Below are 25659 nucleotides of genomic sequence, written 5' to 3'. Positions count from 1 at the left end.
CTTAACGTGCGGCGACCACAGTGCCACGGCATTCGCCGAAGCCGATGGAGGCGAACCCTTCGCGGGTGCAACGGGCACGCAGGATGACTTCATCACCATCCTCCAGGAACCTGCGCACTTCGCCCGACGGCAATTCGATGACCTTCTTGCCGCCTTCGGTCATCTCCAGGAGGCTGCCGAACTGCCCGGCCTCAGGGCCGGACAAAGTGCCGGAACCGAACAGATCACCCGCCTGCAACTGACAGCCGTTGACGCTGTGGTGTGCCACCAACTGCGCGACGGTCCAGTACATATGCAGGCTGTTGCTCAGGGCCAGGCGATGGGCCGGCAATTTCTGTTCGCGCATGGCAGCGGTGGTCAGCAGCACTTCCAGTTCGATATCCAGCGCACCGGCTGCCTGATCACGTTTATCCAGCAAGTACGGCAGTGGTTGCGGGTCGCCCTCGGGACGAGCGGGTTGCGCCTTGCGGAACGGCTCCAGCGCTTCGGCCGTGACGACCCAGGGCGAAATCGTGGTGATGAAGCTTTTCGACAGGAACGGCCCCAGCGGCTGGTATTCCCAGGCCTGAATGTCTCGCGCGGACCAGTCGTTGAGCAGGCAGAAGCCGGCGATGTGCTCGGCGGCATCGCCGATGGCAATCGAGTCGCCCATGGCGTTGCCCTGGCCGATCCAGATGCCCAGCTCCAGCTCGTAGTCCAACCGTGCACAGGGGCCGAAGGTCGGCTCGGTCTGGCCAGCGGGCAGGGTCTGGCCCTTGGGACGGCGCACATCGGCGCCGGAAGCACGAATGGTCGAAGCGCGGCCGTGATAACCGATCGGCACGTACTTGTAGTTGGGCAGCAAAGGGTTGTCGGGGCGGAACAGCTTGCCGACGTTCTGCGCGTGCTCTATGCCTACATAAAAGTCGGTGTAGTCGTTGATCCGGGCCGGCACATGCATCTGGCAATCGGCGGCACGGTGCAGCACTTGCGCCTCACGCGCTTGCAGCGGGCTGCCTTCACCGAGCAACTCCAACAGGCGTTCCCGCAGGGCAACACGCGGGCCACGGCCCAGTTCGAAAAACGCGTTCAACTGCCCGCCCGCTGTCGCTTCAACCGCTCGGCGTGCTTCACCTTCAAATGCATCCAAAGCGGCCTGCAGGTCGAAGATATAGTCGCCAATCGCCACGCCACTGCGGGGGGCCGAACCGTTGATGCTGAACACGCCCAGTGGCAGGTTCTGCAGTGGAAAGTCGCGGTGACCGTTGGCGCAGGCCACCCAGCTGCGGGTAGAAGTGGGCTGAGTCATGGGTTATCTCCGGTTCGGGTTGAAGGTGTTGGGCAGCGAGGCCCAGCACGCGTCGTAAGCAGGTTGTAGTTGCGGGCAGTCCAGGGCGAACTGAGTGGGACGCAGCACTTGGCTGGTCTCGAACATGAAGGCCATGGTGTTATCGATCTTGTGCGGCGCCAACTCGACGTTGATGGCCTTGGTGCAGGTCTCGCCGTCCGGACCGTGAGCGCTCATGCAACTGTGCAGTGACGCGCCGCCCGGCAGGAAGCCTTCGGCCTTGGCGTCGTAGGCGCCCTGGATCAGGCCCATGTATTCGTTCATCAGGTTGCGGTGGAACCACGGCGGGCGGAAGGTGTTTTCGGCCACCATCCAGCGTGGCGGGAAGATCACGAAGTCGAGGTTGGCCAGGCCGTGCACGCTGGTAGGCGAGGTCAACACGGTAAAGATCGACGGGTCCGGGTGATCGAAACTCACGGTGCCGATGGTATTAAAGCGGCGCAGGTCGTATTTGTACGGCACGTTGTTACCGTGCCAGGCGACCACGTTCAGCGGTGAATGGTCGAGTTCACAGGCCCACAGTTCACCGAGGAATTTCTGAACCAGGGTTGTAGGCTGCTTCAGGTCTTCGTAGTGGGCAACCGGAGTGAGGAAGTCGCGTGGGTTGGCCAGACCGTTGCTGCCAATTGGGCCAAGGTCCGGCAGACGCAGCGGCGCGCCGTGGTTTTCCGCCACATAACCGCGTGCGTGCGCATCCAGCAGTTCAACGCGGAATTTAAGACCGCGCGGCAACACCACGATTTCCAGCGGCTCAACATCCAGCACACCGAGTTCGGTGGCGACACGCAAGCGGCCCTGCTCGGGGACGATCAACAGTTCGCCATCAGCATTGAAGAACACGCGTTCCATCGAGCGATTGGCACGGTAGGTGTAGATGCTGATGCCTGAAGGCTTTTCTGACCCGGAGTTAGCCACCATCCCAACAAGGCCGTCGATGAAGTCCGTCGACTCACTCGGAATATCCAGCGGGTTCCAGCGCAGACGATTGGGCGTCACCGCGCCCAACGAGCCACCGGCCAGTTGCCGTTCCAATTTGACGAACGCCGGGTGATTGGCCGACGGCTGGATGCGGTACAGCCAAGTGCGGCGGGCTTCGCTGCGCACCATGGTGAAGGCAGTGCCGGAGAACAGTTCGGTATACAGCCCGTAGGGCGCTTTTTGCGGGGCGTTCTGGCCGACCGGCAATGCGCCGGGAAGTGCTTCGCTGGCGAATTCATTGCCGAAGCCCGAAAGGTATTCGAGGTTCATGGAGCATCCTCTGTACGGAAGTTGTTTTTATCGTAATCGAGTTACGCATAACGTAATTTGATCACTATCGACCGTCAAGCTATAAAGACGCCCATTCATCTCTCGGATCCTCGCCCTTCCATGGAAAAGCCTCGCGACACCGGTAAACAAAAAGTCCGCTCGGCCGAAGTGGGCACCGATATCCTCAAGGCCCTGGCCGAGTTGTCGCCCGCCACGTCGCTATCGCGTCTGGCCGAACATGTGCAAATGCCGGCAAGCAAAGTTCACCGCTACCTGCAGGCGTTGATCGCGTCGGGTTTTGCCGAACAGAACACCGCCACTAACCACTATGGCCTGGGCCGCGAAGCGCTGAGGGTGGGCTTGGCGGCGCTGGGCAGCATGGACGTGCTGAAAGTCGGCGCGATGCCCCTGGCCGAGTTGCGCGATGACTTGAATGAAACCTGCTTTTTAGCGGTGTGGGGCAACCAGGGCGCGACCGTGGTGCACATCGAACCGGCGGTGCGTGCGGTTACGGTGGTGACGCAGTTGGGCTCGGTATTGCCGCTGCTCAGTTCGTCCACCGGGCTGGTGTTCAGCGCGTTCCTGCCAACGCGGGAAACCGTGGAATTGCGCGAGCGTGAGATCCAGGCCGGTATCGCCCATGCCCTGGCGGACGACCAAACCTACGCAACCACCTGCGAGCAGATCCGCAGCCGTGGCCTGCACTTTGTGCATGGCCTGCTGATGCCGGGGGTGGACGCGCTGTCAGCGCCGGTGTTCAACGCGGTCGGGAACGTGGCGGCGGTGATGACCGTGGTCGGCCCCACCTCGCTGTTCCACGCCGACGAAGATGGCCCGGCGGCGCAGCGTCTGCTGGCGGCGACCCAGGCCGTGAGTTGGCGGATGGGCTATCAACCCTGAGCTAGTCGTGCCATTGGGTCAGGGCCTGCACGACACGGTTCTCCAACGCGCGGATGGGCGCGGCGTCACTCACGTAGTTATTGCTGATCATCGAGAACACCAGGCGCCGCCCCTCGGCATCGGTGATATAGCCGCTCAACGATGACACGCCGGCCATGGAGCCGGTCTTGGCGTGCAGGTTGTTTTCGGCTGCGGTGCCGCGCAAGCGATAGCGCAGGCTGCCGCCGGTCATACGGTCGGCGTTGCCGGCAATCGGCAAGGCGCTGTACCAGGCATCGAACCACGGTTGTTTCGCGGTCCCGATCAGCAGGTCCGTGAGGTTCTGCGACGACACCAGGTTACGCCGCGACAAGCCCGAGCCGTCCACCTGGACCAGCGTCGACGGGTGCATTCCCTGGCGTTTCATAAACGCCGCTACCGCTGCCACACCCGCCTGCGCTGTGCCCGCGTTGGCGGTCTTGCGCCCCATGGCTTTGAGCAACGCCTCGGACATGTTGTTGTTCGAGAGTTTGAGTAGTGGCGTGATCAGTGCCTGCAACGGTGCCGACTGATGCTCCGCCAGCACCCTGGCCGTCGCCGGGCTTGCACCGCCAATCACCCTGCGCCCCATCACCTGGATGCCCTGCTGCGCCAATGCCTGCTCGAACAGATTGGCCACCAGTTGCGTCGGCTCCCACACACTGACCCACTGCCGGCTTTGTTTGCCCGGCGCCAGCGCGCCAGTGAGTTGCAGCACGTTGGTGCCGTGCTGACGAGTGATGCCATAGCTGTTGCCGGGGCCGCTGACGGCGCGGTTACTGAGTTGTACGTAATCGGTGGGCGGGCTTATAGAAACATTCACCGGCTGGCCGGAAATGACCGACGCCTTAGCCGTGACGATCAAGGTGCCCGCGTCAAAATCCGTATTGGGCGATACCGTCAGCGCGGAAATCTGCGCACCGTAGTAGGTGCTTTCGTCATCCTGGGCCCAGTCAACGCCCAGGCGCTCGGCGTCGAACCAGGTGTCGTCGAACACCAGGTCGCCCTGCACCTGGCGCACGCCCTGGCTCGCCAGTTGGGCGGCCAATGCCTGGTAGTCGGAAAACTGTGTGGTCGGGTCGCCAAGGCCACGCAGGTACAGGTTACCGGTCAGGCGCTCACCTTGTTGCGGGCCGTCGCTCAACAGTTGCGTGGAGAACCGATACTGGGGCCCCAGCACATCCATTGCCGCCGTCGTGGTCAGCAATTTGAGGTTGGACGCGGGAACCAGGCGTGTGCGCGGGTTGTGCTGATACAGGGTGCTGCCACTGCGGGCGTCGCGCACCATGACGGAAACCGTGGCGCCGTTGAGGACAGGATCGGCCAGCAGGTGATCCAGTGTTGAAGGCGTGGACGGCGGCGAAACACTCGCACAGCCGCCCAGTAAAACGCTCAGACACAGCAGGTGTAGCCATCTTCCAAAGTGCATCAGTACTGTGTTCCGCAAAGCCATTAATGGCCGCAACGCTAACAGCTCCGTACCTTTGTGGCGAGCGGGCTTGCCCCGCGCTGGGTGGCAAAGCCGCCCTTACTGATGCCGCCGCGTTCTTTCAGGAACACCGCAGAGTCTGTTTTGGGACTGCTTCGCAGCCCAACGCGGGGCAAGTCCGCTCACCACAGGAAGCCTGCCCACCACAAGGAGCACACTTGCCATAGGGAGCCCGTCAGGTTTTAGAACTCCAGGGTACTGGACACCGACACCTGCCGCGCATCACCAATGGACACAAACAACCGGCTGGCCGCGGAGGTGTAGTAGGTGCGGTCGAACATGTTCTTCACGTTGAGCTGGAACTTGACCTTCTGCCCTTCGATCTTGGTGTCGTAGGTGGCAAACGCGTCGGCCACGGTGTAACCCGGCAGATCGAAATCGTTGGCGGCGTCGCCGGCGCGTTCGCCGACGTAGCGTGCACCCGTGCCCACGCGCAATTGATCGCCACCAAAAATGCTGCCGAAGTCATAGGCCACCGACAGCGAGCCGGTGTGCTTGGCCACGTTTTGCAGGCGGTTGCCTTGCAGGGTCGGGTCTTTGTCCTTGATGTCTTCGGCGTCGGTGTAGGCGTAGCTGCCGATCACGCTCCACTTGTCGGTCAACTGGCCGCTGGCATCCAGTTCCAGACCACGGGACCGCACCTGGCCGGCGATGCTGTAGATGGTGTTCGCGAGGGATCCCACCGACACCAGTACGTTGCGCTTGTCGATATTGAACAGTGCCGCGCTGGCTGTGATTCGTCCTGGAATATCGAGCTTGGCGCCCAACTCCCACAACTTGGATTCTTCTGGCGTAAGGTCACCGGTCAGCGTGCTGCCATCGGCCAGGGCGGCGATGGTGGAGTTGGGTTTGAACGACTCGGTGTAGCTGCCGTAGAACGACAACTCATCGGTGTAGCGATACACCAGCCCCGCACGCGGCACCCAGGCCTGGCCGTTGCCATTGGTGTTGGCCTTGAACGGCACGCCTTTGCCGGCGTATTGGTCGTACATCTGGTAGCGCGCGCCCGCGACAAAAATCCACTGGTCGGTGAGATGAATCGCGTCCTGGAAGAACAGCGAGTCGCTGCGCAACAGGTCGGTCTGGGCGCTGTCGGCGGCGCTGACCGTGGTGCCCGCGACTTCGTTGCCGTACACCGGGTTGTTGTAGTTGAACGTCGTGCGCGAGGCCTGGCGAATCAGGTCGGCGCGGTAGATCTTGCGGTACTCATCGTCCATGCCGAATACCAGATCATTCTGCAGGCCGAACACATTGACCTTGCCTTCCAGGCTGACGGTGGTGAAGCGGTCGGTGGTGATCGCGCCCTGAGTGCCGTCCATCTTGCGGGTCAGGGTTCCATCCGTGTTTACCGCGCTGACGCGCACTTGGCTGGCATCGTAGGTTTCGCGATTCCAGCTGTAGCCGAAGTGGGCTTTCCAGTCGTCGTTCAGGTCGTGGTCGGCTTCGAAGCGGTAAAGGTCGGAACGGCCTTCCATGTTGTTGAACGGTTCATCCAGGCGTCGGGTGGATGGAATGTCCAGCGGATGATTGGACTTGTCGATGGCGGTGCCACGGTCGAACGGCGAGAGAAACTCGCGGTGTTCGTAGGCGAACAAGAGCTGGGTGCTGTCGCCGTACCAGGCCAGGGACGGCGCGACCAAGGTCTCGCGGTGGGTGCCGAAATTGCGCCAGTAGTCCTCGTCTTCATGATCGACGATCAGCCGATAGGCCAGGCCCGAGTCACCGATGGGACCGGTGGTGTCGAGGCCGCCACCGCTGCCGTTTTTGCCGTTGCCAAAGGTCGAGCCGCGCACGGTCAGGGCAGTGGATTGGGTCAGTTCGGGCTTTTTGCTGACGATGTTCACCACGCCCCCCGGATCCTGGATGCCATACAGCAGCGACGACGGGCCCTTGAGCACTTCGACACGCTCCGCCGTGGCATTCAAGGCGCGGCCCTGCACCACCGGCATGCCGTCACGCATGATCGAGCCGTTACGGTTGTCGCCAAAGCCGCGCAGCATCACGGCGTCCTGGGTGCTGGCCAAGGTGTTGGCCTGGGTGATGCCGCTGATATTGCCCAGGGCGTCATCCAGGTTGCGTGGGGTCTGGTCGCGCAGCACTTGGGCCGGCACCACGTTGACGGTTTGCGGGGTTTCCAGCAGCAGGGCACGGGAGCGCATCACCGAACTGGTGGGTGGCGGCTGGTAGCTGGTGCTGTCCTGGGTTTGGCCGACGCCACTGATGGTGGTAGCGCCAAGGTTGACTGCGCCATCGGTCGGCACCGGCTCAAGCGCCAACGTGCGGGCGTCGATCTGGCGGAAGGTGAAGCCGGAGTTGCCCAACAAGCGTTGCAGGGCCTGGGTCGCGCTCATCTGCCCGCTCACGGCCGGGGCGCTGAGGCCGTAGGGCGCTTCATCGGTGTAGATCACGCTGATTCCGGTGACCCGGCTGAAATCACTCAGAGCCTGGGGCAGCGGTTTGGCAGCCAGGGCAAACGTGAACTGAGCGCTTTGCTGCTCCTGCGCCTGAGCCACGCACAGGGGCAGCAAGGCCAACCCCGACACCGCCAATACCGAGGCTCCCAGCCACTGTTTAACCAAACCGCCCGCCGTCGACTTCATGCTGTGAGAACCCGTGTAGAAAACGCTGTTAATGCGAATAGATCGCAGTTTCAAGCACTACACGGATGGGCCACCGGTTTACCTCACGTTTATTTGCAAATATTTTTCTTATTGCGCGTGAATGCGAAAACCAAAGCGCGGGAAGTGCACGTGCACGGTGCCGCCACGCGGGTCGGTGCGGCGCAGGATCAGCTCTTCGCGCCCGGCAAAGAGCAATTCGCCGGCGACCGGGTCGACGCCGTAGTCGATGGCGCCGATGGTCACCTGCTGGCCGGCCTTGAAGCCATTCAAGTCCTCGAACACCTCGTCCGGCAGCGGCGCCGGTGTGGCGTCGCGCGCAATCTCCAACGCCTGCTCGGCAGTCATCTGGCTGGACGTGCCGTGCCCAAAACCAAGCACACGCCCCAGCCACGCAGATACGGCCGGATACGCGTCTACCAACGGCGCGGTTACCGGCGTGGCCTTGAGGAACCACAACGGATGGGCCATAGCAAAGTCGGCAATCGACGGCTCGCCAAACAGGAAGTCCCCCGACTCACGCTGCAGTTGCTGCTCCAGCCGCGCCATGATCGCCGGCCATTGGTGCTTGGCCAGCTCAGTCGGCAGCTTGCTCGCGGTGCCGCCACTGAACAGCGCGGCGCGGTCGGCAAGAAACGCCTTGATCGCTTCCGGTGGCAGCTTGCCAAAACGCACCGCCACCGATTCTGGCTGGAACACCAGGCTCACCGCGTGGGCAAACACCACGCTGTCGGCCCAGGTGGCGAAGGTTTGGGTGATCATTTCCTGGCCCAGCGGGAACAGCGCCGGCGCAGCTTTTTCCTGCTCAAGGCGACGGGCAATCAAGGCGGTGTCGCAATAGATATCGGCGCCCACTTGCAGCACTGGGGTTTTGCGATAGCCACCGGTGAGGGCCGTCAGGTCCGGCTTGGGCATCACCGGCGAGATATGCACCGAATGCCAGGACAAACCTTTGAAACCCAGCAGCAGCCGAGCTTTTTCCGCGAATGGGGAGGTTGGGTAGTGGTGCAGGATGAGTTCAGACATGCCGGGGTCCACTTGGAAAAATGAACCCGCAGCTTAGCGCGCAACGGGCTATGGCGGCGTGATGGGAACCCATCAGTCAGATCAATGAGCCCTGCGCCGCCAAACACTCCTTGGCACTCTTCTTCAGCTTCTTGATCAACCGTTCCTGGCGCAGCGCCTCGCCCTTGCTTGCGCATTGCTCGGTGTATACCAGCGCCACGGCCGGGCTGGACAGGAAGAACCGCGCGCCCTTGCCGCTCTGGTGCGTGGCGAAGCGGCGCAGCGGATCATTGCTGATGCCGCAATACAGCGAGCCATTGGCAGCGCGCACCAGGTAGACGAACCAGGGCTTGGGTGGAGGAAGATCAGTCACAGTTCATGTCGGCAAGCCAGAGGAGCGCCAATCTTATCAACGCCCGGCCTGAAATGCCTTGAGGCCTTTGCGTGCTTGGGCGCGGACGGCATTTTTCAAGGCCGGCGACCAGCCCAGCAACAGGCCCTTGATGCCCAACGCCTGGCGCGACCAGCGCCACAGGTCGAAGTGGTCGTGGTGCTCACAGATCTTGCCGTCGCGGAACACGAACCGCGCGCCGATATCGTTGACCACCGTGTTGCCGGTGGCACTGAATAGGTAAGTCGCCACCCAATGCGCACTGCCGGTGGTGTCATCGCTGCGTACATGGTCGAACGTCAGGGAGAAATCCTTGGCCCGCGTGGTCAGCATGCGCCACATGTCGCCCGCATCACGGCCGCGCAATTCGCCGAAGGCCGGGTCGCTGAACACAACGTCGTCGGTGTAGCAGGCGGCCATGGCCTCGGCGTCCAGGCGCTGGAAGGCGCTGTAAAACTCAGTAATCAAGGCGTTGTGGGCATCACTCATGGGCAGCTTCCAAACCTGGGGTTGTAGGCCGCTCAAGATAGTCTGCGCACCGGCAAAACTCTATCGGCATTTGCACAGGTGATGACGGCCCAAACCCTAGGGCACCATGCCGCAGCTGCGGGCGTAGGCGAACAGATCGACGTCGGTGGAAATGCACAGCCGGCTCATGGCCGTGCTTTTCTGTTTGCTGATCGTGGAAATACTGCGATTGACCCGCGCGGCGATCTGGCTGACGGTCATGCCGCTGGCGAGCATGCGCACCACTTCGCGTTCCTTGCTCGACAATTGCGGCTGTTGCGACTGATCCCCCGTGCCTGCCTCCTCCATCTGCGCGCGCAGGCATTCACTGGCGAAGGTCTGGCCCTTGATCACGGTGCCGATCGCAATCGGCAGCTCCCGGGCCGACGCGCTCTTGGCGACGATCGCCCGCGCGCCATGGGCGAACGACGCACGCAGCGTCGCGACATTGGCAAACATCGTGACCAGGATCACCGGCAAATCCGGATACTGGCGGCGCAACAGGCCCAGCAGTCCGTAACCGTCCGCCTGCTGACCGCCCGGCATGGCGAAGTCGGTCACCAGCACATCACAGGCGACGGTCTCCAATAACCGGAGCAATTCATCGGGCCCATCGGCCTCGCCAACCACTTTGCATTTACCGCCCGCCTCAATCACCACCCGTTGGCCGATACGCACAATGGGATGATCGTCGGCAACAATTACACGAAGCATAAATACCCACGAATGATGGCAAAATGAATTCGCGCAAAAATACCCCTGTCCAAGCGGCTCAACAACTACCTAACGCGACACGTTTCGGACCGCGCCCAGCAATTGATAGCCAATAACTTCATGCCTACAAGATAAAAAGAAATTACCTACATCCAAAACCTAGTACACATCCGAACAGCATCTTGCGAACTTCCAGGCAGCACTATTCATAACCGACTCAGATAACGGATGTAGACATGCAAGTTGCGCTGAAACGCTTGCAAATGCGGGGTACTGGCCAAGACGCCTCGGGCTTTGACATGCGCGATCAGTTGCTCGCCACTCAATTCCAGGTCAGCGCCCCCCACGAACGCCAGACTCCCCACCAAACGGTGCAGGCGCTCTACCACCAATGGCGCATCGGCGCTGGCCCGGGCCTGATCAAGCAAAGCGTCATCTTCCCGTGCTTCATTGATCAGGCTGACCAGCACGCGGTTCACCACCTCATCACTGCCGAAAATCTCGATCAGGCTGCTGCGTGTCGGCCAGGCGGTATGGCGCGCACCATCAGCGGGGCCCTCCATCAACGGTGGCGAGAGTAAAGGTGTCAACTTCAGGACAGGTACTGGATTAAAAAATACCCTTGTCACCAGACTCACCTCAATGCGCTTACATTAATTTTCAAGCCCATGGGTTCTCGGCACACATCGTGAGTGGGTGAAAGGCTTTAACAGCCAACCGAGAACAACGTGCGACACTTGCGTGACACTCACATGACCATTAATAAGCAGCGACAAATAACGGTTTACCTATGAACCTGGCGATACAACAACTACGAAAAACACCAACTTTCCTACAAATTTGATCATTAATTCCCACGCACTTAGGTAGGAATAACGCCGGCCAGGATTGTCGTAAAAGTTGTATTTCCCCGCCCCCGCCCGGCAGCTAAATTGCCGTCACCCCGCAAAGAGGGAATGGACTTGCTGCCACCGGCGAGCCCAATCAAACACAACCAGCCGCCCTGATCATCGTCCTCCTTGAAAGATCGGACGATGCCGTGTGCGCGCCTTTATCAGCCAGCCCTGTAGTGGAATGTATTGAAATGAACAAATCCCTGACCCTGTTGAGCTCTGTCCTGCTGCTCGCCAATGCGCTGCCGACGTTTGCCGCCAGCAGCGTGGACATGACAGTAACGGGCGTAATCACGCCCAGCGCCTGTACGCCCAGCCTGCCGGGAGCTGTCGATTTCGGAAAGATCTCAGCCAAAGACCTGAATGCCGACGTCCAAACCCGGCTTCCTGACCAAACCATAAAACTGTCGGTCAGTTGCGAGGGTTCGACACTGTTTGCCATCACGCCCTTCGACAACCGCACCGGTTCCTCTACCCAAAACAGTGCTTTTGGCCTGGGCCTGATCAACGACACCGAGAAACTGGGCAGGTATTTCCTGACCATGCGCAACCCTGTGGCCGACGTCGCCTCAACCTTGCTGAGTACGCGCGGCGAAGGTCGCTGGGGAGAGCTGTATGACGACGATGCGGTCGTGCCTAACGCCTTGATCGCACTGGGTAGCTTCGACGCTACCAACGGCTGGCTGCCGCACCCATTGCAAGACATGAGTGTGGAAGTGGTGCTCAACACCGCCATCGCGCCGGCCAAATCTCTAACACTCACCAACGAGGTGCAGTTGGATGGTTCGGCGACCTTTGAAGTGAAGTACCTGTAACGCCCACCCAACGTCCTTCCACCCCGCTCAATGGTGATTGCCCTATGAACCTATGTGCCACTCGCACTGCGCTGCTATTGCTGTTCACTCCCGTCGTGTTTGCCTCCAGCAATACCGACCTCAGCGTGAGCGGCACGATTACGCCCAGCGCCTGCGCGCCGCTGATTTCCGATGGCGGCATGGTCGACTTCGGAAAAATGTCGGCAAAGTCGCTCAATGCAGACCAGCACACCTCCCTGCCCAACCAAAGCATGCATGTAAGTGTGCGCTGTGAAGGCCCCACTTTTTTCACCCTCAACACCATCGATAACCGCGCCGGCACGTCGGCCAACCATGATCGGTGGCATGGCTTGGGGATGACGCCCAATGACGAAAAAATCGGTGGGGCAAGCTTTCACCTTTACACCCCCGTTGCGGATGGCGTCGCGGTACGCATGATTAATTCAGAGGATGGCGGCGTCACCTGGAGACCCGCCAATGAGTTGAATCACCTGTGGCTGACCACGATTGCGAAAAGCGGTGAAGAGACGCCCATAGCCGCCCAGGAGTTTGACGCCGAGATCCGTCTGTATACCCACGTTGCCCCTTCGGAACGCTTGACCCTGTTGGACGAAGTCCCCATCGACGGTCACGCCACCATCCAACTCAAGTACCTGTAATTACCCATTATCGAAAGGAATCAGTTCGCCATGAAAACCCTGCTCAGTACCGTCGCAGCCAGCGTGATGCTGGTGACCGGCGCGACCGCCTTCGCAGCCTCCACCGTCGACCTGGCGGTCAAGGGCCTGATCGTTCCCAGTGCCTGCACGCCCAGCCTATCCGGCGGCGGCATCATCGATCACGGCAAAATCTCCGCCAAGGACCTGCGCCCGAATAACCCCACGCTCATCGGCACGCACACCCTGATTATTGAAGTGAATTGTGATGGTCCGACCACGTTTGCCCTGAACTCAATCGATAACCGGGCAGAATCGGCAATGATGAACACCATGTTCGGCCTGGGCCTGATCAACGGCACGCAAAAACTGGGATGGTTCAAGCTGACTTTGGAGAACGCCATCGCCGACGGCGCCCCAGTGAAAACCATCGCCTCCGAGGATGGCGGCAAGACGTGGTACGAAGAAAGGTTCTGGGACCCTGGCCTCTACATGTCGGTAGCAGCCACAAGTGACACCTCGACGCCAGTACCCGCCACGGAATTGGTGGCTGACCTGCAGGTGAACACCTCGATCGCCCGCACCGACGGCCTGGACCTGACCAACGAGGTCACTCTGGATGGTTCGGCCACCCTGGAAGTGAAGTACCTGTAACGCCAGGGCGACCATGCTCAGGCATGGTCGCCTTTACGTACGGCCACCGTCCTCCAGCCAGTGATCCCCATGAACCTGCAGCCCAATCTTTTTGCCGTCCTGCTCACACTGACCTTCGCCGCACCGACAAACGCAGCATCGATAGTCGACGTCACGGTGACCGGCAGGCTCACCCCGGACGCCTGCCACGTCGAGCTGTCGGAAGAAGGCATTGTCGACCACGGCAAGATTCCCACGCATACCCTCAACAGCGATGAATTCACCGTGCTGCCAAGCCAGCTACTGGAACTCTCCGTGCAATGCGCGCGGCCCATGCTGTTTGCGCTGGCGGGCATCGACAATCGCGCGGAATCAGCACTGACGCCGGATGTTTTCGGCCTGGGTCGAAATATTCATGCCCCCGATGAGCGCATGGGCAGTGTGGCGCTTTTCTATCGCAACCCGGTGGGCGATGGGCAGCCCATGCAGGTGCTGGTGTCCACCGATGGCGGTGAAACCTGGGCCGCGCGGCCCGACGCCGAGCCAAAGGCCTATGCCGGTTTTGCGCTACCGGGTGACCGTCAGCCGGACTTCATCCGCCAACTGGACGCCCAATTGCACGTAGAAACGTCCATCAACTTTTCAAACTACCTGACCCTGGATCAAGAGGTGCCCTTGGACGGGTCGATCGTCCTGGATCTGCGCTACTTCTGATTCTTCTTTTGCCCAATGGAACCCCGTCATGACGACGTTACTTTTGAACATCGCGGCCCTGACACTCCTGTTCAGCCTGAATGCCCGGGCCGACGGAATGGTCCCCGACACCTCCGTGGTGATCGTGCATGAAAGCGAGGGCGAGGCCAGCGTTTCGGTGACTAACACCGACAGCCAACTGGCCCTGCTGCACGTCACCCTCGAAAACATTCCGGAAGACACAGAGCCGTTGTTGGTGGTCACTCCCCCGCTGGCGCGCGTCGACCCCGGCAAATCACAACTGGTGCGTTTCATTTTGCAGGCGCAGCAGCCGCTGATGACGCAGCGGCTCAAACGGGTGATTTTCGAAGGCATGCCCACCGGCCGAGCCGCCACCAAAGCAGGGCATGCCCGCGTCGGCGTGACCGTGCGTCAGAACCTGCCGGTGATCATTCATCCCGAAGGGCTGGCGCCCAATCGCACGCCCTGGACCGGTTTGACCTGGGCCCTTGAGAACAACCAATTGCAGGTCAGTAATGACACGCCGTATGTGGTGCGACTGGCCCAGGAACTGAGCCTGCTTCCGGGTAACGGCAAGGCGATGCTGCCGCGCACCTACGTGTTGCCGGGCGAGCGATTGCGTGTACCGGTAACCGGCACCGGCGCCCAAACTGTCCGGCTGCAACCGGCCACCCTCTATGGCTTCGCGGTGGCCGCCTACGAAGCCCCTATCACCGTGCTCTAACGAAAAAAACAGACGCTCGCGCCTGTAAATACGAAGTGACGGCGCAATGACCGTCACCGCGACGCACAGACGTCCAACACTTAATGCCTTTGGTGAAAACAGTCGTGAATTATCGTGACGGCAAAGCCGTGCCCGCCGCACCCACCCACCTTGCCCTGCCGGCGTGGCTGTTAACCTGCGCCCTGCTCCCTGAAGTGACCTGGGCCGATGCCGATTCCGGTTTCGATTCCAAGACCCTGAGCCAGCGCGGCATTGATCCGCAACTGGCCAGCCTGCTGCTGGAAGCTCCGCGCTTTACCGCTGGCAAACACGCGGTGACGCTGCGGGTCAACGGCCAAAACCGTGGTCGTCTGCAAGCCCGTTTCGATCAACAGGGTGCCCTGTGTTTCGACCGCACGTTACTGGACGCCGCCAACCTGGTGATCCCGGACGACAGCGGCAAATGCCACGACTTTCTCGCCCAATTTCCCCAGAGCCTGATCGAACCCGACCCGGCCACCCTGACGGTGTCGCTGGTGGTGCCGACCGAGGCCCTGCGACCGCTGAAACAGGATGTCTCAGGGTATCAAGCCGGCGGCGTCGCGGCCTTGCTCAACTATGACTTGAGCGGTTTCTACAATCAGTTGGGCGATGACACCAACCGCTTCGGCTCGGCCAATACCGAAGTTGGCTTCAACGCCGGCGACTGGATCGTGCGCAGCCGCCAGGTGCAGACCTGGCAGGACGGCCTGTCGCGCAGTACCCACCTGGAAGCCTACGCCCAGCGCACCTTCGCCCAGCATCAGGCGGTGCTGCAAGCCGGGCAGATCAGCCTCTACAACCCGGTGCTGTCCGGGGCGCAGATCAATGGCGTGCAGGTGTTCACCGAGCAGGCACTGCTGGACCAGGAGCAAGGTGCAACCATCGAGGGCATCGCCAACAGCCCGGCGCAGGTCGAAGTGCGGCAGAACGGCGCGTTAATCCACTCAACGGTAGTCCCCGCCGGCCCGTTCGCCTTGCGCGATGTGCGGCGCTTGAACACCCGCTCGGACGTCGAAGTGACTGTTCGGGAAAGCACCGGCGAGGAGCGCCGTTTTACCGTGCCGGCAGCGATGCTTGGCCTGGGTCTGCCGGCAGCCGGTTATTCGGTGGGCGCAGGTCGCGTACGCAATATAGGTGACGCCAAAGGCGATGACCCCTGGGTCGTCAGCGCCGGCTGGAACGGCGCCGTGCACCCGCAAGTCTCGGTGGGCGGCGGCCTGCTCGCGGCCAGCGAATATCGCGGCGTGGGCGCAAGCCTGGCCTGGCTGCCAGGGCTCGACAGCCAAGTGCAACTGGCCAGCCAGTTCTCCGATGCGCAGTCCCACGACAAGGCCCAAGGCATGCAGACCGACCTCGCATGGTCCCAGCGCCTGGGTGAGCAATGGTCATTCAGCGCGGCCAATTCCTGGCGCACGCCGGGCTATCGCGATCTGGAAGAAACCACTTACGACACCCAACCCGACCACCATCGCCGCTCACGTTACCGCGACCAGCAAAGCGTCACTCTCGGCTGGTCGCACCCATCGCTAGGGGCGTTCAGCGCCGGGGTGTCGCGTTCCAGCAATTTTGACGATGAGACCAGCAGCCGTGCCCTGGCCTCGTGGGGCACCAGTGTCGGCGGCGTATCGCTGTCCGCCAGCGCCGAATGGCAGATGGGCGGTCGCCAACAGCAGGACAACGCGGTGTACCTGAACCTCAGCCTGCCCCTCGGCGAGCGTCGCCGGGGCCGCGCGTGGGTGCGCAATTCGGGAGGCGAGCATCGCTCGGGAGTCGGGCTCAACGAGCAGATCGACGATCAACTCAGCTACCGCGTCAGCGCCGAATACGACACCCGCGACCGCCAGGTCGAGACCACCGTCGGCGTGTCCACCCTGCCCCGCTACAGCCAGTTGGACCTGAGCTACAGCCGCAGCGACAGTGAACGTTCGAGCTACCAGGGCGGCGCGCGCGGCGCCGTGGTGGCCCACGGCAGCGGTCTGACCTTCTCGCCGTATCCCGTGCGCGACACGTTCGCACTGGTGTCAGTGGGCGACATGAGCGGCATCAAACTCAGCACCCCCAGCGGCCCGGTCTGGACCGACTGGCAGGGGCAAGCGGTGGTGTCCCAGGTCAACGCCTATGGCCGCAGTCCGGTCGAAGTGCAGACCCGTTCGCTACCGCGCAATGCGGACATCAACAACGGCCTGGCGATGATTTCGGCCGGGCGCGGTGCGGTGGATCGCGTCGAGTTCGGCGTGGCGCTCACCCGTCGTTTGCTGCTTACCGCACGCACTGATCAGGGCCAACCGCTGCCGCGCGGCGCGGTGGTAAGCACGGCCGAGGGCGAGTTCATCACCCTGGTCCAGGATGGAAGCCAGGTGTTCCTGCCCAACGTGCTGGAGCACACCACGCTGTGGGTCAGCAACGCCGACATCGGGCGCTGTGAACTGCGCTTCGACCTGCCGACCAAGCCCGACCCCACGGTGTATTTCGAAACCGCCGACGCCCGCTGCCATCCCCCTGGAGAATGACCGATGCCCATCCTGAGAGTTGCCTGCCTGCTGCTGATAGTGTCCAACTGCGCCTTGGCCGCGGATGAATGCCAGTTAAACCTCAGCGAGGCGCGCCTGGATTTCGGCTCAATGAACCGCGCCGCGCAGCACGACAGCGCCCCCCAGCGTCTACTCGGCGAGCGCCGTCTGAGCCTGACACTCAACTGCGCGCAACCTGGCGACATGAGCCTGTTCTATCGCGCTGTCGCCGCAAGTGCCGAGCGCCTGCAATTCACCGAGCACGGCAGCTACGCCATACAGGTCAGCGACGGAATGCTGGATGGCCAGGCGGTCAACCTAGGGTTGCTGCCCGCCAACGGTCAGCCGCCCGTGGCCACCGGCGCCGCACTCGGCTGGCGGCCGGGGCACGGGATCGCCCCGATGCTCAACGGCACACCGCTGACCGGCAAGCATTTCACGCTGCAACTGAGCGTGAGCGCCTGGGCCGATGCTGCCGCCACACGCGTGCGGGACGCGACCACTTGGGAAGTGACCGGCCGCGTCTCCCACCCGCAAAGCGAGCGAGAGCTGACCCTGCAAGCGCACTTCGCCCCTGTGGCGTGCGTGCCGCTATTGTCCAATGGCGGGCTGGTGAATTATGGCAGGCTGCTGGCCAAGGACTTGAGCGCCACCAGTGAAACGCCGCTGCCCACGCGTACCTTGCAGTTTTCCGTGAGCTGCGACGCCGCCACGCCCTTCGCCCTGAAGATGCATGACAACCGCAACGGTTCCGCCACCGGCGGCACCGATGAAACTGCCTACGGCCTGGACGTGGACTACAGCCACAACAAGATCGGGCGCTACTACGTGAACATCGACCCGGCCGAGTTCAGCGCTGATGCCCTCGGCCCGCTGTATCGCACCGACTCCACCAGTGGCGGGGCGGCGTGGAGCAGCTCCAGCCCGCGCCAAATCCCCATCGCCGCCAACAGCCTAATGGGCTTTACCGACCGCACCGCCAGCACGTTGGGGCCGGTGCCGATCCAGAACCTCTCCGGCACGCTGCGCATCAAGGCCTACCTGGCGCCGATGGAGTCGCTGGACTTGCGCAACATGGTGCACATCAACGGCGCCGGCACCCTCGAAATCATTTACCTGTAACCCAAGGGATCAGCCTCATGAAAACGCACAACATCGCCCTTCTTTCCCTGCTGCTGGCCGCAGGCACCGCCGTTCAGGCGGCCTCGCAGGTGGATCTGGCGGTCACAGGCCGTCTCACGCCCACCGCCTGTACGCCGCTGCTGTCCAACGGTGCAGTCATCGACTACGGCAAGATCTCCCGTCAGGACCTCAACGTGGACAAGGGCACGCGTCTGCCCATCAAGCCGTTGCAAGTCAGGATTGCCTGCAACGGCGCGAACCGCTTCGCCTTGCGCATGCGGGACAATCGTGACGGTTCGGCGATGGTCAACAGCGAGATTTATTACGGCCTGGGCTTGGACCATAGCGGTAACCGCATCGGTCTGTACTCGATGGCCTTCGACCCGCGCCAGACCATCGTCGACGGCAGCACGCTGGTGTATGGCACCGAGTCCACCACCGGTGGCCTGGCCTGGCGCACTGCCAACCTCAACCCGATCAACATCGGCGCCAAGAGTTACCTTGGGTTCACGGACATCGCCGGCAGCACGGCCGGCCCTTCGGCGATTCAAGAATTGACCAGCACGGTGCAGGTCGAGACCGTGATCAACGCCACGCAAAACCTCGACCTGAGCCGCGACATCGCGCTCGACGGCCTCGCCACGCTGGAGATGGTGTACCTCTAGATTTTCTCGCTGATCACCTGCACATACCGCGCCCGCCCGGCGCCAAGGCCCGCGGCGATCGCACCGACCCCGAGCACCGCGAAGATCCAGCCAATGGCCGACCAGCCGCCGGTCCAGTCATGCACCAGGCCCACGGCCAATGGGCCGAGCGAGGCCAGGGTGTAACCGAAGCCCTGGGCCATGCTCGACAGGTTGGCCGCCACGTGGGCATCAGGGGAACGCAGCACGATCAGGGTCAACGCCAGGCTGAACGTGCCGCCCTGCCCCAGCCCAAGCAAAATCGCCCAGCCCCACAAGCCATCGAGCGGTGCATAGAGGCAACCGAACAGCCCGCCGAGGGTCAGCAGCATCACCACCACAATCGCCAGGCGCTGGTCCTTGCCCCGGGTGGCCAGCCACGGCGCGGCCAGCGAACTGACCAATTGCACAATGATCGAGCCGGACAGCGCCAACCCGGCCTCGGTGGCGCTCAGGCCACGACCGATCAGGATCGACGGCAGCCAGCCAAACACGATGTACGCCAGGGACGATTGCAGGCCCATGTACAAGGTCACCTGCCAGGCCAGTGGGTCACGCAGCAAGCCCTTGACCCGGTAAGCCACCTGATGCGCGCCCTGTTTATGCCCGACCTGGGGCAACCAGAACACGGCCGCCATCAGCGCCGGCAAGATCCAGAAGCCCAGGCCTATCGGCCAACTGTCGCCGAAGTAATGACTCAACGGCACCGTTGCGCCTGCCGCCAGCGCCGCGCCCAGGCACAGCGCCATGGTGTACACGCCGGTCATGGCGCCGGCCTGTCGAGCGAAATCACGCTTGACGATGCCTGGCAACAACACGCCGATAATCCCAATGCTTGCGCCGGCAATCAGACTGCCGGCGAACAGGCCCACTTCACCGAACGAACTGCGTAGCAGGATGCCCGCCGCCAGGGTCAACAGAATTCCCAGCACCACGCGCTCGGCGCCAAAACGCCGCGCCAGGATCGGCGCCAGGGGCGCGAAGAGCCCCAGGCACAACACTGGCAAGGTGGTCAGCAGACCGGCCCTGGCGGCCGACAAGCCCAGGCTGCTGGACACTTCACCGAGCACCGGCGCCATGCTCGACAGCGCCGGACGCAGGTTCAACGCCACCAGGACCAGGCCTAGCAGCAACAACCAAGGGCGGTTCAGCGGCGCGGGCGCCTGCTGCACGATGTCGTCGTCTGCTTCGGCGTCGATCAACAGTTCTTCAAGTTCAGTCGTGCGTTTGGCTTCAAGGTTCATGGATCAACTGGGCGCCGAGGATGGCGTAGAAGGAGTGGTACAACTCGCTCAAGGCGGGGTTGCGCGCTTCGTCCAATCATTGGATGAATTTGCCCACAGGCTATTCGGAGTTTCCTACGAGGGCAAGGCAACGGTTTTTTTGAACAGGCAAAAATAAACCCGGCGCCAGGCCGGGTTTATGGTTAAGCGTCACCTGTCGATCAATGCAGAATCTGGCTCAAGAACAACTTGGTCCGATCGTTCTGCGGGTTGTCGAAGAAGTCATTCGGCGCCGCTTGCTCAACGATTTCGCCTTTGTCCATGAAGATCACGCGATTGGCCACGGTGCGGGCAAAGCCCATCTCGTGGGTTACGCACAACATGGTCATGCCGTCTTCAGCCAGGCCGATCATGGTGTCGAGTACTTCCTTCACCATTTCAGGGTCGAGGGCCGAGGTCGGTTCGTCGAACAGCATGATTTTCGGCTTCATGCACAGCGCACGGGCAATCGCCACACGCTGTTGCTGGCCGCCGGACAGTTGCCCCGGAAACTTGTGGGCCTGCTCCGGAATGCGCACGCGCTCCAAGTAGTGCATGGCGATTTCTTCGGCCTTGCGCTTAGGCATCTTGCGCACCCACATCGGCGCCAGCGTGCAGTTCTGCAGGATGGTCAGGTGCGGGAACAGGTTGAAGTGCTGGAACACCATGCCGACTTCACGGCGGATCGCTTCGATCTGCTTGAGGTCGTTGGTCAGTTCCACGCCATCGACCACGATGCGGCCTTGCTGGTGCTCTTCCAGACGGTTGAGGCAGCGGATGGTGGTGGACTTGCCCGAACCCGACGGGCCGCACAGCACGATACGCTCGCCTTGCTTGACGTTGAGGTTGATGTCTTTCAACACGTGGAACTGGCCGTACCACTTGTTGACGCCCTGCATCTGGATAATGCCTTCAGGGCTCACAGGCTGTTTGATTGCTTCGCTCATAACAACAACTCCTAACGCTTGTGGCCTGTGTCGAGCTTGTGTTCCAAATGAATGGAATAGCGCGACATACCAAAACAGAAAATCCAGAACACCAGGGCGGCGAACACGTAGCCTTCAGTGGCCATGCCTAACCATTTCGGGTCGGCGGCGGCTTGCTTGACGCTGTTGAGCAGGTCGAACAGGCCGATGATGATCACAAGGCTGGTGTCCTTGAACAACGCGATAAACGTGTTGACGATACCGGGGATCACCAGCTTCAAGGCTTGCGGCAGAATCACCAGGCCCATGCTGCGCCAGTAACCCAGGCCCATCGCGGCAGCCGCTTCGTACTGACCTTTAGGGATCGCCTGCAAACCACCACGCACCACTTCGGCCACATAGGCCGACTGGAACAGGATCACGCCGATCAACGCCCGCAGCAGCTTGTCGATGCCCATGCCTTCAGGCAGGAACAGCGGCAGCATCACCGAGGACATGAACAGCACGGTGATCAACGGCACGCCGCGCCAGAACTCGATGAACGTCACGCAGATCACACGAATTGCCGGCATGTTCGAACGCCGTCCCAGCGCCAGCACGATGCCCAGAGGCAAGGCGCCGGCGATACCGACGGTGGCGATCACCAGGGTCAGCATCAGGCCGCCCCATTGGCTGGTCGCCACGTTGGTCAGGCCGAAGATCCCGCCGTGCAACAGGAAGAACGCAATGATCGGGTACAGCACCAGGAAGCTCAGGCCGTAGATCGCCTTGCGTTGGAAACGCGAGATGAACAACGGTGCCACGCCAACGATGGCCAGCCACACGGTCAGGTCTACACGCCAGCGCAGGTCGCCGGGGTAGTAGCCGTACATGAACTGCCCAAAGCGCTGTTGGATGAACACCCAGCAGGCGCCTTCTTTCGTGCAATCGGCGCGGGTCGTCCCAACCCAGTTGGCGTCGAGGATGGCCCAGTGCAGGATCGGCGGCACCACCAGGTAGATCAGGTAGAACGCCAACAGCGTCAGCAGGGTGTTGAGCCAACTGGAAAACAAGTTGGCGCGCATCCATGCCACCGGGCCGAAGACTTTGCTCGGCGGTGGCATATCAGGTTTGAAAGTATGCGTACTCATGGGCGTTTCCTCACCGCTCGATCAGCGCAATGCGCTTGTTGTACCAGTTCATCAGCAGGGAAATGCTGATGCTGATCGCCAGGTACACGCTCATGGTGATGGCAATGACTTCGATGGCCTGGCCGGTCTGGTTGAGCACCGTGCCGGCAAACAGCGAAACCATTTCCGGGTAACCGATACCGGCGGCCAACGACGAGTTTTTCGCCAGGTTCAGGTATTGGCTGGTCAGCGGCGGAATGATCACCCGCAGGGCTTGCGGGATGATGACCTTGCGCAGCGTCGGCCCAGGGCGCAGGCCCAGGGAGCGCGCAGCTTCGGTCTGGCCGTGGCTGACGGACTTGATGCCCGAACGCACGATCTCGGCGATAAACGCTGCCGTGTACACGGTAAGCGCCAGGGTCAGCGCCAGCAGCTCAGGGATCAGCACCCAGCCGCCGACAAAGTTGAAACCTTGCAGCGTGGGCATTTCCCAGTGCAGCGGTGCACCGAAGATCAGGGCGCACAACGCCGGGATCACGAAAAACAGCGCCAGGCCCGCCCAGAATTTGTGGAACGGAACGCCGGTGGCTTCAAAGCGTTTGTTGGCCCAACGCGCCATCGCCACGATTGCCACGATCGCCACCACCACACTGGCCACAAACGGCCAGAACCCATCAGCGGCCAGCGCTGCCGGCATATTCAGGCCACGGCTGCTGACAAAGAAGGTGTCGCCGAAGTTATGGCTGTTACGCGGCCCCGGCATGGTCAGGAACACCGCGAAGTACCAGAACAGGATTTGCAGCAGCGGCGGAATGTTGCGGAACACTTCCACATACACGGTCGCCAGCTTGTTGATCATCCAGTTCGGCGACAGACGCGCCACGCCGATGATGAAACCGAGCAAGGTCGCCAGGACCACGCCGATCACGGTCACCAGCAGGGTATTGAGCAAGCCGATTACAAAGACGCGGGCATAGCTGTCCGATTCGGTGTAGTCGATCAAATGCTGCGCGATGCCGAACCCGGCACTGCGCTCAAGAAAGTCGAAACCCGAGGTAATGCCTCGGTGCTGAAGGTTGGTCTGGGTATTGTCGAAGAGGTACCAGCCCAGCGAGATCACCGCCACAATCGTGATGATCTGGAAGAGCCACGCACGCACTTTGGGATCGCTGAAGCTGAGCTTCTGCTTTGGTGCGCCGATTTGATTTTGCATGAAGTGCCCCGGAAAGAATGGAACAGAACATCACCCGGCGGTTGGCCCACCGGGTGACAGAACCATCAGCGATCAGCGCACAGGGGGTGCGTATTGAATGCCGCCGTTGTTCCACAGTGCGTTCAGGCCACGGTCGATTTCCAGCGGGGTGCTCTTGCCGAGGTTGCGCTCGAACACTTCGCCGTAGTTACCGACTTGCTTGACGATCTGTACGACCCAGTCTTTCTTCACTTTCAGGTCTTTGCCGTATTCGCCGTCAGCACCGAGCAGACGTGCAACGTCCGGGTTCTTGGTGGATTTGGCTTCAGCTTCAACGTTTTTGGAAGTGATGCCGGCTTCTTCAGCGTTGAGCATGGCGTAGCCAACCCAGCGCACGATGGCCAGCCACTCGTCGTCGCCGTTACGCACGACTGGGCCCAGCGGTTCTTTGGAGATGGTTTCCGGCAGAACCACGTAGTCCTTCGGCGCGGCCAGCTTGCTGCGCTGGGCGAACAGTTGGGACTTGTCGGAAGTCAGTACGTCGCAACGACCGGATTCCAGCGACTTGGCGCTTTCGTCGGAGGTGTCGAAGGTGATCGGGGTGTATTTGAGGTTGTTGCCACGGAAGTAGTCGGAAACGTTCAGCTCGGTGGTGGTACCGGCCTGGATGCAGATGGTTGCACCGTCCAGTTCCTTGGCGCTTTTTACGCCCAGCTTGTTGTTAACCAGGAAGCCGATGCCGTCGTAGTAGGTGATGAAGCCTGGGAATTTCAGGCCCATGCCGGCGTCGCGAGAGCTGGTCATGGTGGTGTTACGGGACAGAATGTCGACTTCGCCAGACTGAAGCGCGGTGAAACGCTCCTTGGCGTTCAACTGGCTGAACTTGACCTTGGTCGCGTCGCCGAACACAGCAGCAGCGACAGCGCGGCAAACGTCAGCGTCGATCCCGAGGATCTTGCCGCTGGCATCCGGTACCGAGAAACCCGGCAAGCCGTCACTCACGCCGCATTGCACGAAGCCTTTCTTCTGCACGGCGTCCAGAGTGGCGCCAGCTTGGGCGAAACCACTGACACCCAGTACAGCGGCCGCGGAAACGATGGCCAGGGTGGATTTCAATACCTTCATTCAAACCTCCAAATACGCTCTTGTTGTGTCGGAGCTCGAACCTCAGCGCACCCTTATGAGGCGATATTGACCCGTGTTGGTTTTTTTTAGGGTCAAGCGGCATGAGGCTGTCGCAGTAATTCCAGCGGCTATCCCATAAACGGCAGTCACTGATAGTGTTACCGTCCCGGGATAGTTCTGACATCGACCTACACATAGCAAGCGCCGTACCAGAGTGGTGGCTGAGTCGTTTCAGCCCATGGTCAATAGGAAAAGATTCAACCTTGCGACATTCTCTTAACAGATCAACCTATGACGCACCGTTCCGTCGCACTTAATCGGAGCGCACGCACATTTATGGAGCAGACATGACCGAACCCTTGATTCTTCAGCCCGCCAAGCCCGCAGACGCCTGCGTAATCTGGTTGCATGGCCTGGGTGCCGATCGCTACGACTTTTTGCCGGTGGCCGAAGCGCTGCAGGAAAGCTTGCTGACCACGCGCTTTGTATTACCCCAAGCGCCGACCCGCGCGGTGACTATTAATGGCGGCTACGAAATGCCGAGTTGGTACGACATCAAGGCCATGAGCCCGGCCCGTTCGATCAGCCTGGAAGAGCTGGATGAGTCGTCCAGAATGGTCACCGATTTGATCAAAAACGAAAAAAACAGCGGAATAGACGCCTCGCGAATTTTCCTCGCCGGTTTTTCCCAAGGTGGCGCGGTGGTTTTCCACACAGCGTTTACCAAATGGCAGGGTGCCTTGGGAGGCGTCATCGCCCTCTCCACCTACGCGCCCACTTTCAGCGATGAGCTGGAATTGTCCGCCAGCCAGCAGCGCATTCCCGCTCTGTGCCTGCACGGCCAGCACGACGAGGTGGTGCAGAACGCGATGGGCCGTACGGCTTACGAACACCTGAAGAGCCGTGGTGTCACCGTGACATGGCAGGAATACCCAATGGGCCACGAAGTGTTACCTCAGGAGATACACGATATTGGCGCCTGGTTGAGCGCTCGCCTAGGCTGATACTCCGCATTTATGTAGCCGTATGACAGACACACTACGCCGCGCCCGATTCT

At 61.4% G+C, this 25659-nt stretch carries 24 protein-coding genes; 10 read left to right on the top strand and 14 right to left on the bottom strand.

The window, feature by feature from the left end; genetic code table 11:
* Nucleotide 1: 1 nt before the first annotated feature.
* Nucleotides 2-1288, bottom strand: a complete 1287-nt coding sequence (gene fahA / locus CKW32_RS01780) for a fumarylacetoacetase (protein WP_032886399.1) — start codon at nt 1286-1288, stop codon at nt 2-4.
* A 3-nt stretch (nt 1289-1291) separates the two neighbouring features.
* A complete protein-coding gene (gene hmgA, locus CKW32_RS01775; protein WP_095183900.1) occupies nt 1292-2575 on the bottom strand; it encodes a homogentisate 1,2-dioxygenase in 1284 nt (427 codons plus the stop codon).
* Between the two features lie 120 nt (nt 2576-2695).
* Here hmgA and CKW32_RS01770 point away from each other — a divergent pair, with 120 nt between their 5' ends.
* Nucleotides 2696-3475: an IclR family transcriptional regulator gene (locus CKW32_RS01770; RefSeq protein WP_032886396.1), complete on the top strand. Its 780-nt coding sequence runs from the start codon at nt 2696-2698 to the stop codon at nt 3473-3475.
* Nucleotide 3476: 1 nt separating this feature from the next.
* Here CKW32_RS01770 and dacB read toward each other — a convergent pair whose 3' ends face one another.
* The 7 genes from dacB to CKW32_RS01735 all read right to left on the bottom strand — a co-directional run bounded on the left by dacB (nt 3477) and on the right by CKW32_RS01735 (nt 10780).
* Nucleotides 3477-4922, bottom strand: a complete 1446-nt coding sequence (gene dacB / locus CKW32_RS01765) for a D-alanyl-D-alanine carboxypeptidase/D-alanyl-D-alanine-endopeptidase (protein WP_095183899.1) — start codon at nt 4920-4922, stop codon at nt 3477-3479.
* Between the two features lie 242 nt (nt 4923-5164).
* The gene (locus CKW32_RS01760; protein ID WP_095183898.1) at nt 5165-7582 is read right to left on the bottom strand and encodes a TonB-dependent receptor; all 2418 of its coding nucleotides are present in this window, start codon (nt 7580-7582) and stop codon (nt 5165-5167) included.
* 108 nt (nt 7583-7690) lie between these two features.
* Complete coding sequence (locus CKW32_RS01755) at nt 7691-8626, bottom strand: glutathione S-transferase family protein (protein WP_095183897.1); 936 nt, start codon at nt 8624-8626, stop codon at nt 7691-7693.
* A gap of 76 nt (nt 8627-8702) precedes the next feature.
* Entirely contained in the window at nt 8703-8978 is a 276-nt protein-coding gene (locus CKW32_RS01750; protein ID WP_032886393.1) for a GIY-YIG nuclease family protein, read from the bottom strand.
* A 36-nt stretch (nt 8979-9014) separates the two neighbouring features.
* Nucleotides 9015-9485, bottom strand: coding sequence for a nuclear transport factor 2 family protein (locus tag CKW32_RS01745; RefSeq protein ID WP_032886392.1), 471 nt, complete (start codon nt 9483-9485; stop codon nt 9015-9017).
* Nucleotides 9486-9581: 96 nt separating this feature from the next.
* Complete coding sequence (locus CKW32_RS01740) at nt 9582-10217, bottom strand: response regulator transcription factor (protein ID WP_095183896.1); 636 nt, start codon at nt 10215-10217, stop codon at nt 9582-9584.
* A 206-nt stretch (nt 10218-10423) separates the two neighbouring features.
* Nucleotides 10424-10780, bottom strand: a complete 357-nt coding sequence (locus tag CKW32_RS01735; protein ID WP_050442825.1) for a hypothetical protein — start codon at nt 10778-10780, stop codon at nt 10424-10426.
* Nucleotides 10781-11301: 521 nt separating this feature from the next.
* On the opposite strand from CKW32_RS01735, the gene CKW32_RS01730 reads away from it, so the two are divergent.
* From CKW32_RS01730 to CKW32_RS01695, 8 genes are all read left to right on the top strand, one after another.
* On the top strand, nt 11302-11925 hold the full coding sequence (locus tag CKW32_RS01730; protein ID WP_095183895.1) for a DUF1120 domain-containing protein: 624 nt from the start codon (nt 11302-11304) through the stop codon (nt 11923-11925).
* A gap of 44 nt (nt 11926-11969) precedes the next feature.
* Nucleotides 11970-12584, top strand: a complete 615-nt coding sequence (locus tag CKW32_RS01725; RefSeq protein WP_095183894.1) for a DUF1120 domain-containing protein — start codon at nt 11970-11972, stop codon at nt 12582-12584.
* 30 nt (nt 12585-12614) lie between these two features.
* Nucleotides 12615-13235 (top strand): DUF1120 domain-containing protein, encoded by a 621-nt coding sequence (locus CKW32_RS01720; RefSeq protein WP_095183893.1) that lies wholly within the window; start codon nt 12615-12617, stop codon nt 13233-13235.
* 69 nt (nt 13236-13304) lie between these two features.
* Nucleotides 13305-13928 (top strand): DUF1120 domain-containing protein, encoded by a 624-nt coding sequence (locus tag CKW32_RS01715; RefSeq protein WP_095183892.1) that lies wholly within the window; start codon nt 13305-13307, stop codon nt 13926-13928.
* Nucleotides 13929-13956: 28 nt separating this feature from the next.
* The gene (locus tag CKW32_RS01710; protein ID WP_032886386.1) at nt 13957-14652 is read left to right on the top strand and encodes a fimbria/pilus chaperone family protein; all 696 of its coding nucleotides are present in this window, start codon (nt 13957-13959) and stop codon (nt 14650-14652) included.
* A gap of 104 nt (nt 14653-14756) precedes the next feature.
* On the top strand, nt 14757-17183 hold the full coding sequence (locus CKW32_RS01705) for a fimbria/pilus outer membrane usher protein (RefSeq protein ID WP_095184313.1): 2427 nt from the start codon (nt 14757-14759) through the stop codon (nt 17181-17183).
* Between the two features lie 3 nt (nt 17184-17186).
* Nucleotides 17187-18305, top strand: a complete 1119-nt coding sequence (locus tag CKW32_RS01700; protein ID WP_032886385.1) for a DUF1120 domain-containing protein — start codon at nt 17187-17189, stop codon at nt 18303-18305.
* A 17-nt stretch (nt 18306-18322) separates the two neighbouring features.
* Nucleotides 18323-18970 carry a DUF1120 domain-containing protein gene (locus tag CKW32_RS01695; RefSeq protein WP_095183891.1) on the top strand — a complete coding sequence of 216 codons (648 nt, stop codon included), beginning with the start codon at nt 18323-18325 and terminating at the stop codon, nt 18968-18970.
* On the opposite strand, the gene CKW32_RS01690 is transcribed toward CKW32_RS01695, so the two are convergent.
* The 5 genes from CKW32_RS01690 to CKW32_RS01670 all read right to left on the bottom strand — a co-directional run bounded on the left by CKW32_RS01690 (nt 18967) and on the right by CKW32_RS01670 (nt 24602).
* Nucleotides 18967-20232, bottom strand: coding sequence for a CynX/NimT family MFS transporter (locus CKW32_RS01690; protein WP_095183890.1), 1266 nt, complete (start codon nt 20230-20232; stop codon nt 18967-18969). The two genes, CKW32_RS01695 and CKW32_RS01690, sit on opposite strands and share 4 nt — an antisense overlap.
* A 200-nt stretch (nt 20233-20432) precedes the next feature.
* Nucleotides 20433-21197, bottom strand: a complete 765-nt coding sequence (locus CKW32_RS01685) for an amino acid ABC transporter ATP-binding protein (protein ID WP_003171943.1) — start codon at nt 21195-21197, stop codon at nt 20433-20435.
* 11 nt (nt 21198-21208) lie between these two features.
* Nucleotides 21209-22306, bottom strand: a complete 1098-nt coding sequence (locus CKW32_RS01680) for an amino acid ABC transporter permease (protein ID WP_032886381.1) — start codon at nt 22304-22306, stop codon at nt 21209-21211.
* A 10-nt stretch (nt 22307-22316) separates the two neighbouring features.
* Nucleotides 22317-23498, bottom strand: coding sequence for an amino acid ABC transporter permease (locus CKW32_RS01675; RefSeq protein WP_032886379.1), 1182 nt, complete (start codon nt 23496-23498; stop codon nt 22317-22319).
* Between the two features lie 72 nt (nt 23499-23570).
* On the bottom strand, nt 23571-24602 hold the full coding sequence (locus CKW32_RS01670; protein ID WP_010212954.1) for an amino acid ABC transporter substrate-binding protein: 1032 nt from the start codon (nt 24600-24602) through the stop codon (nt 23571-23573).
* A gap of 347 nt (nt 24603-24949) precedes the next feature.
* Here CKW32_RS01670 and CKW32_RS01665 point away from each other — a divergent pair, with 347 nt between their 5' ends.
* A complete protein-coding gene (locus CKW32_RS01665) occupies nt 24950-25606 on the top strand; it encodes an alpha/beta hydrolase (protein ID WP_095183889.1) in 657 nt (218 codons plus the stop codon).
* The last annotated feature ends 53 nt before the right edge of the window (nt 25607-25659 follow it).

This window comes from Pseudomonas sp. Irchel 3H9, assembly GCF_900187495.1.
Lineage (GTDB): Bacteria > Pseudomonadota > Gammaproteobacteria > Pseudomonadales > Pseudomonadaceae > Aquipseudomonas > Aquipseudomonas sivasensis.
The sequence above is the reverse complement of the archived record's forward strand: the minus strand, read 5'-3'. Positions and strand labels throughout refer to the sequence as shown.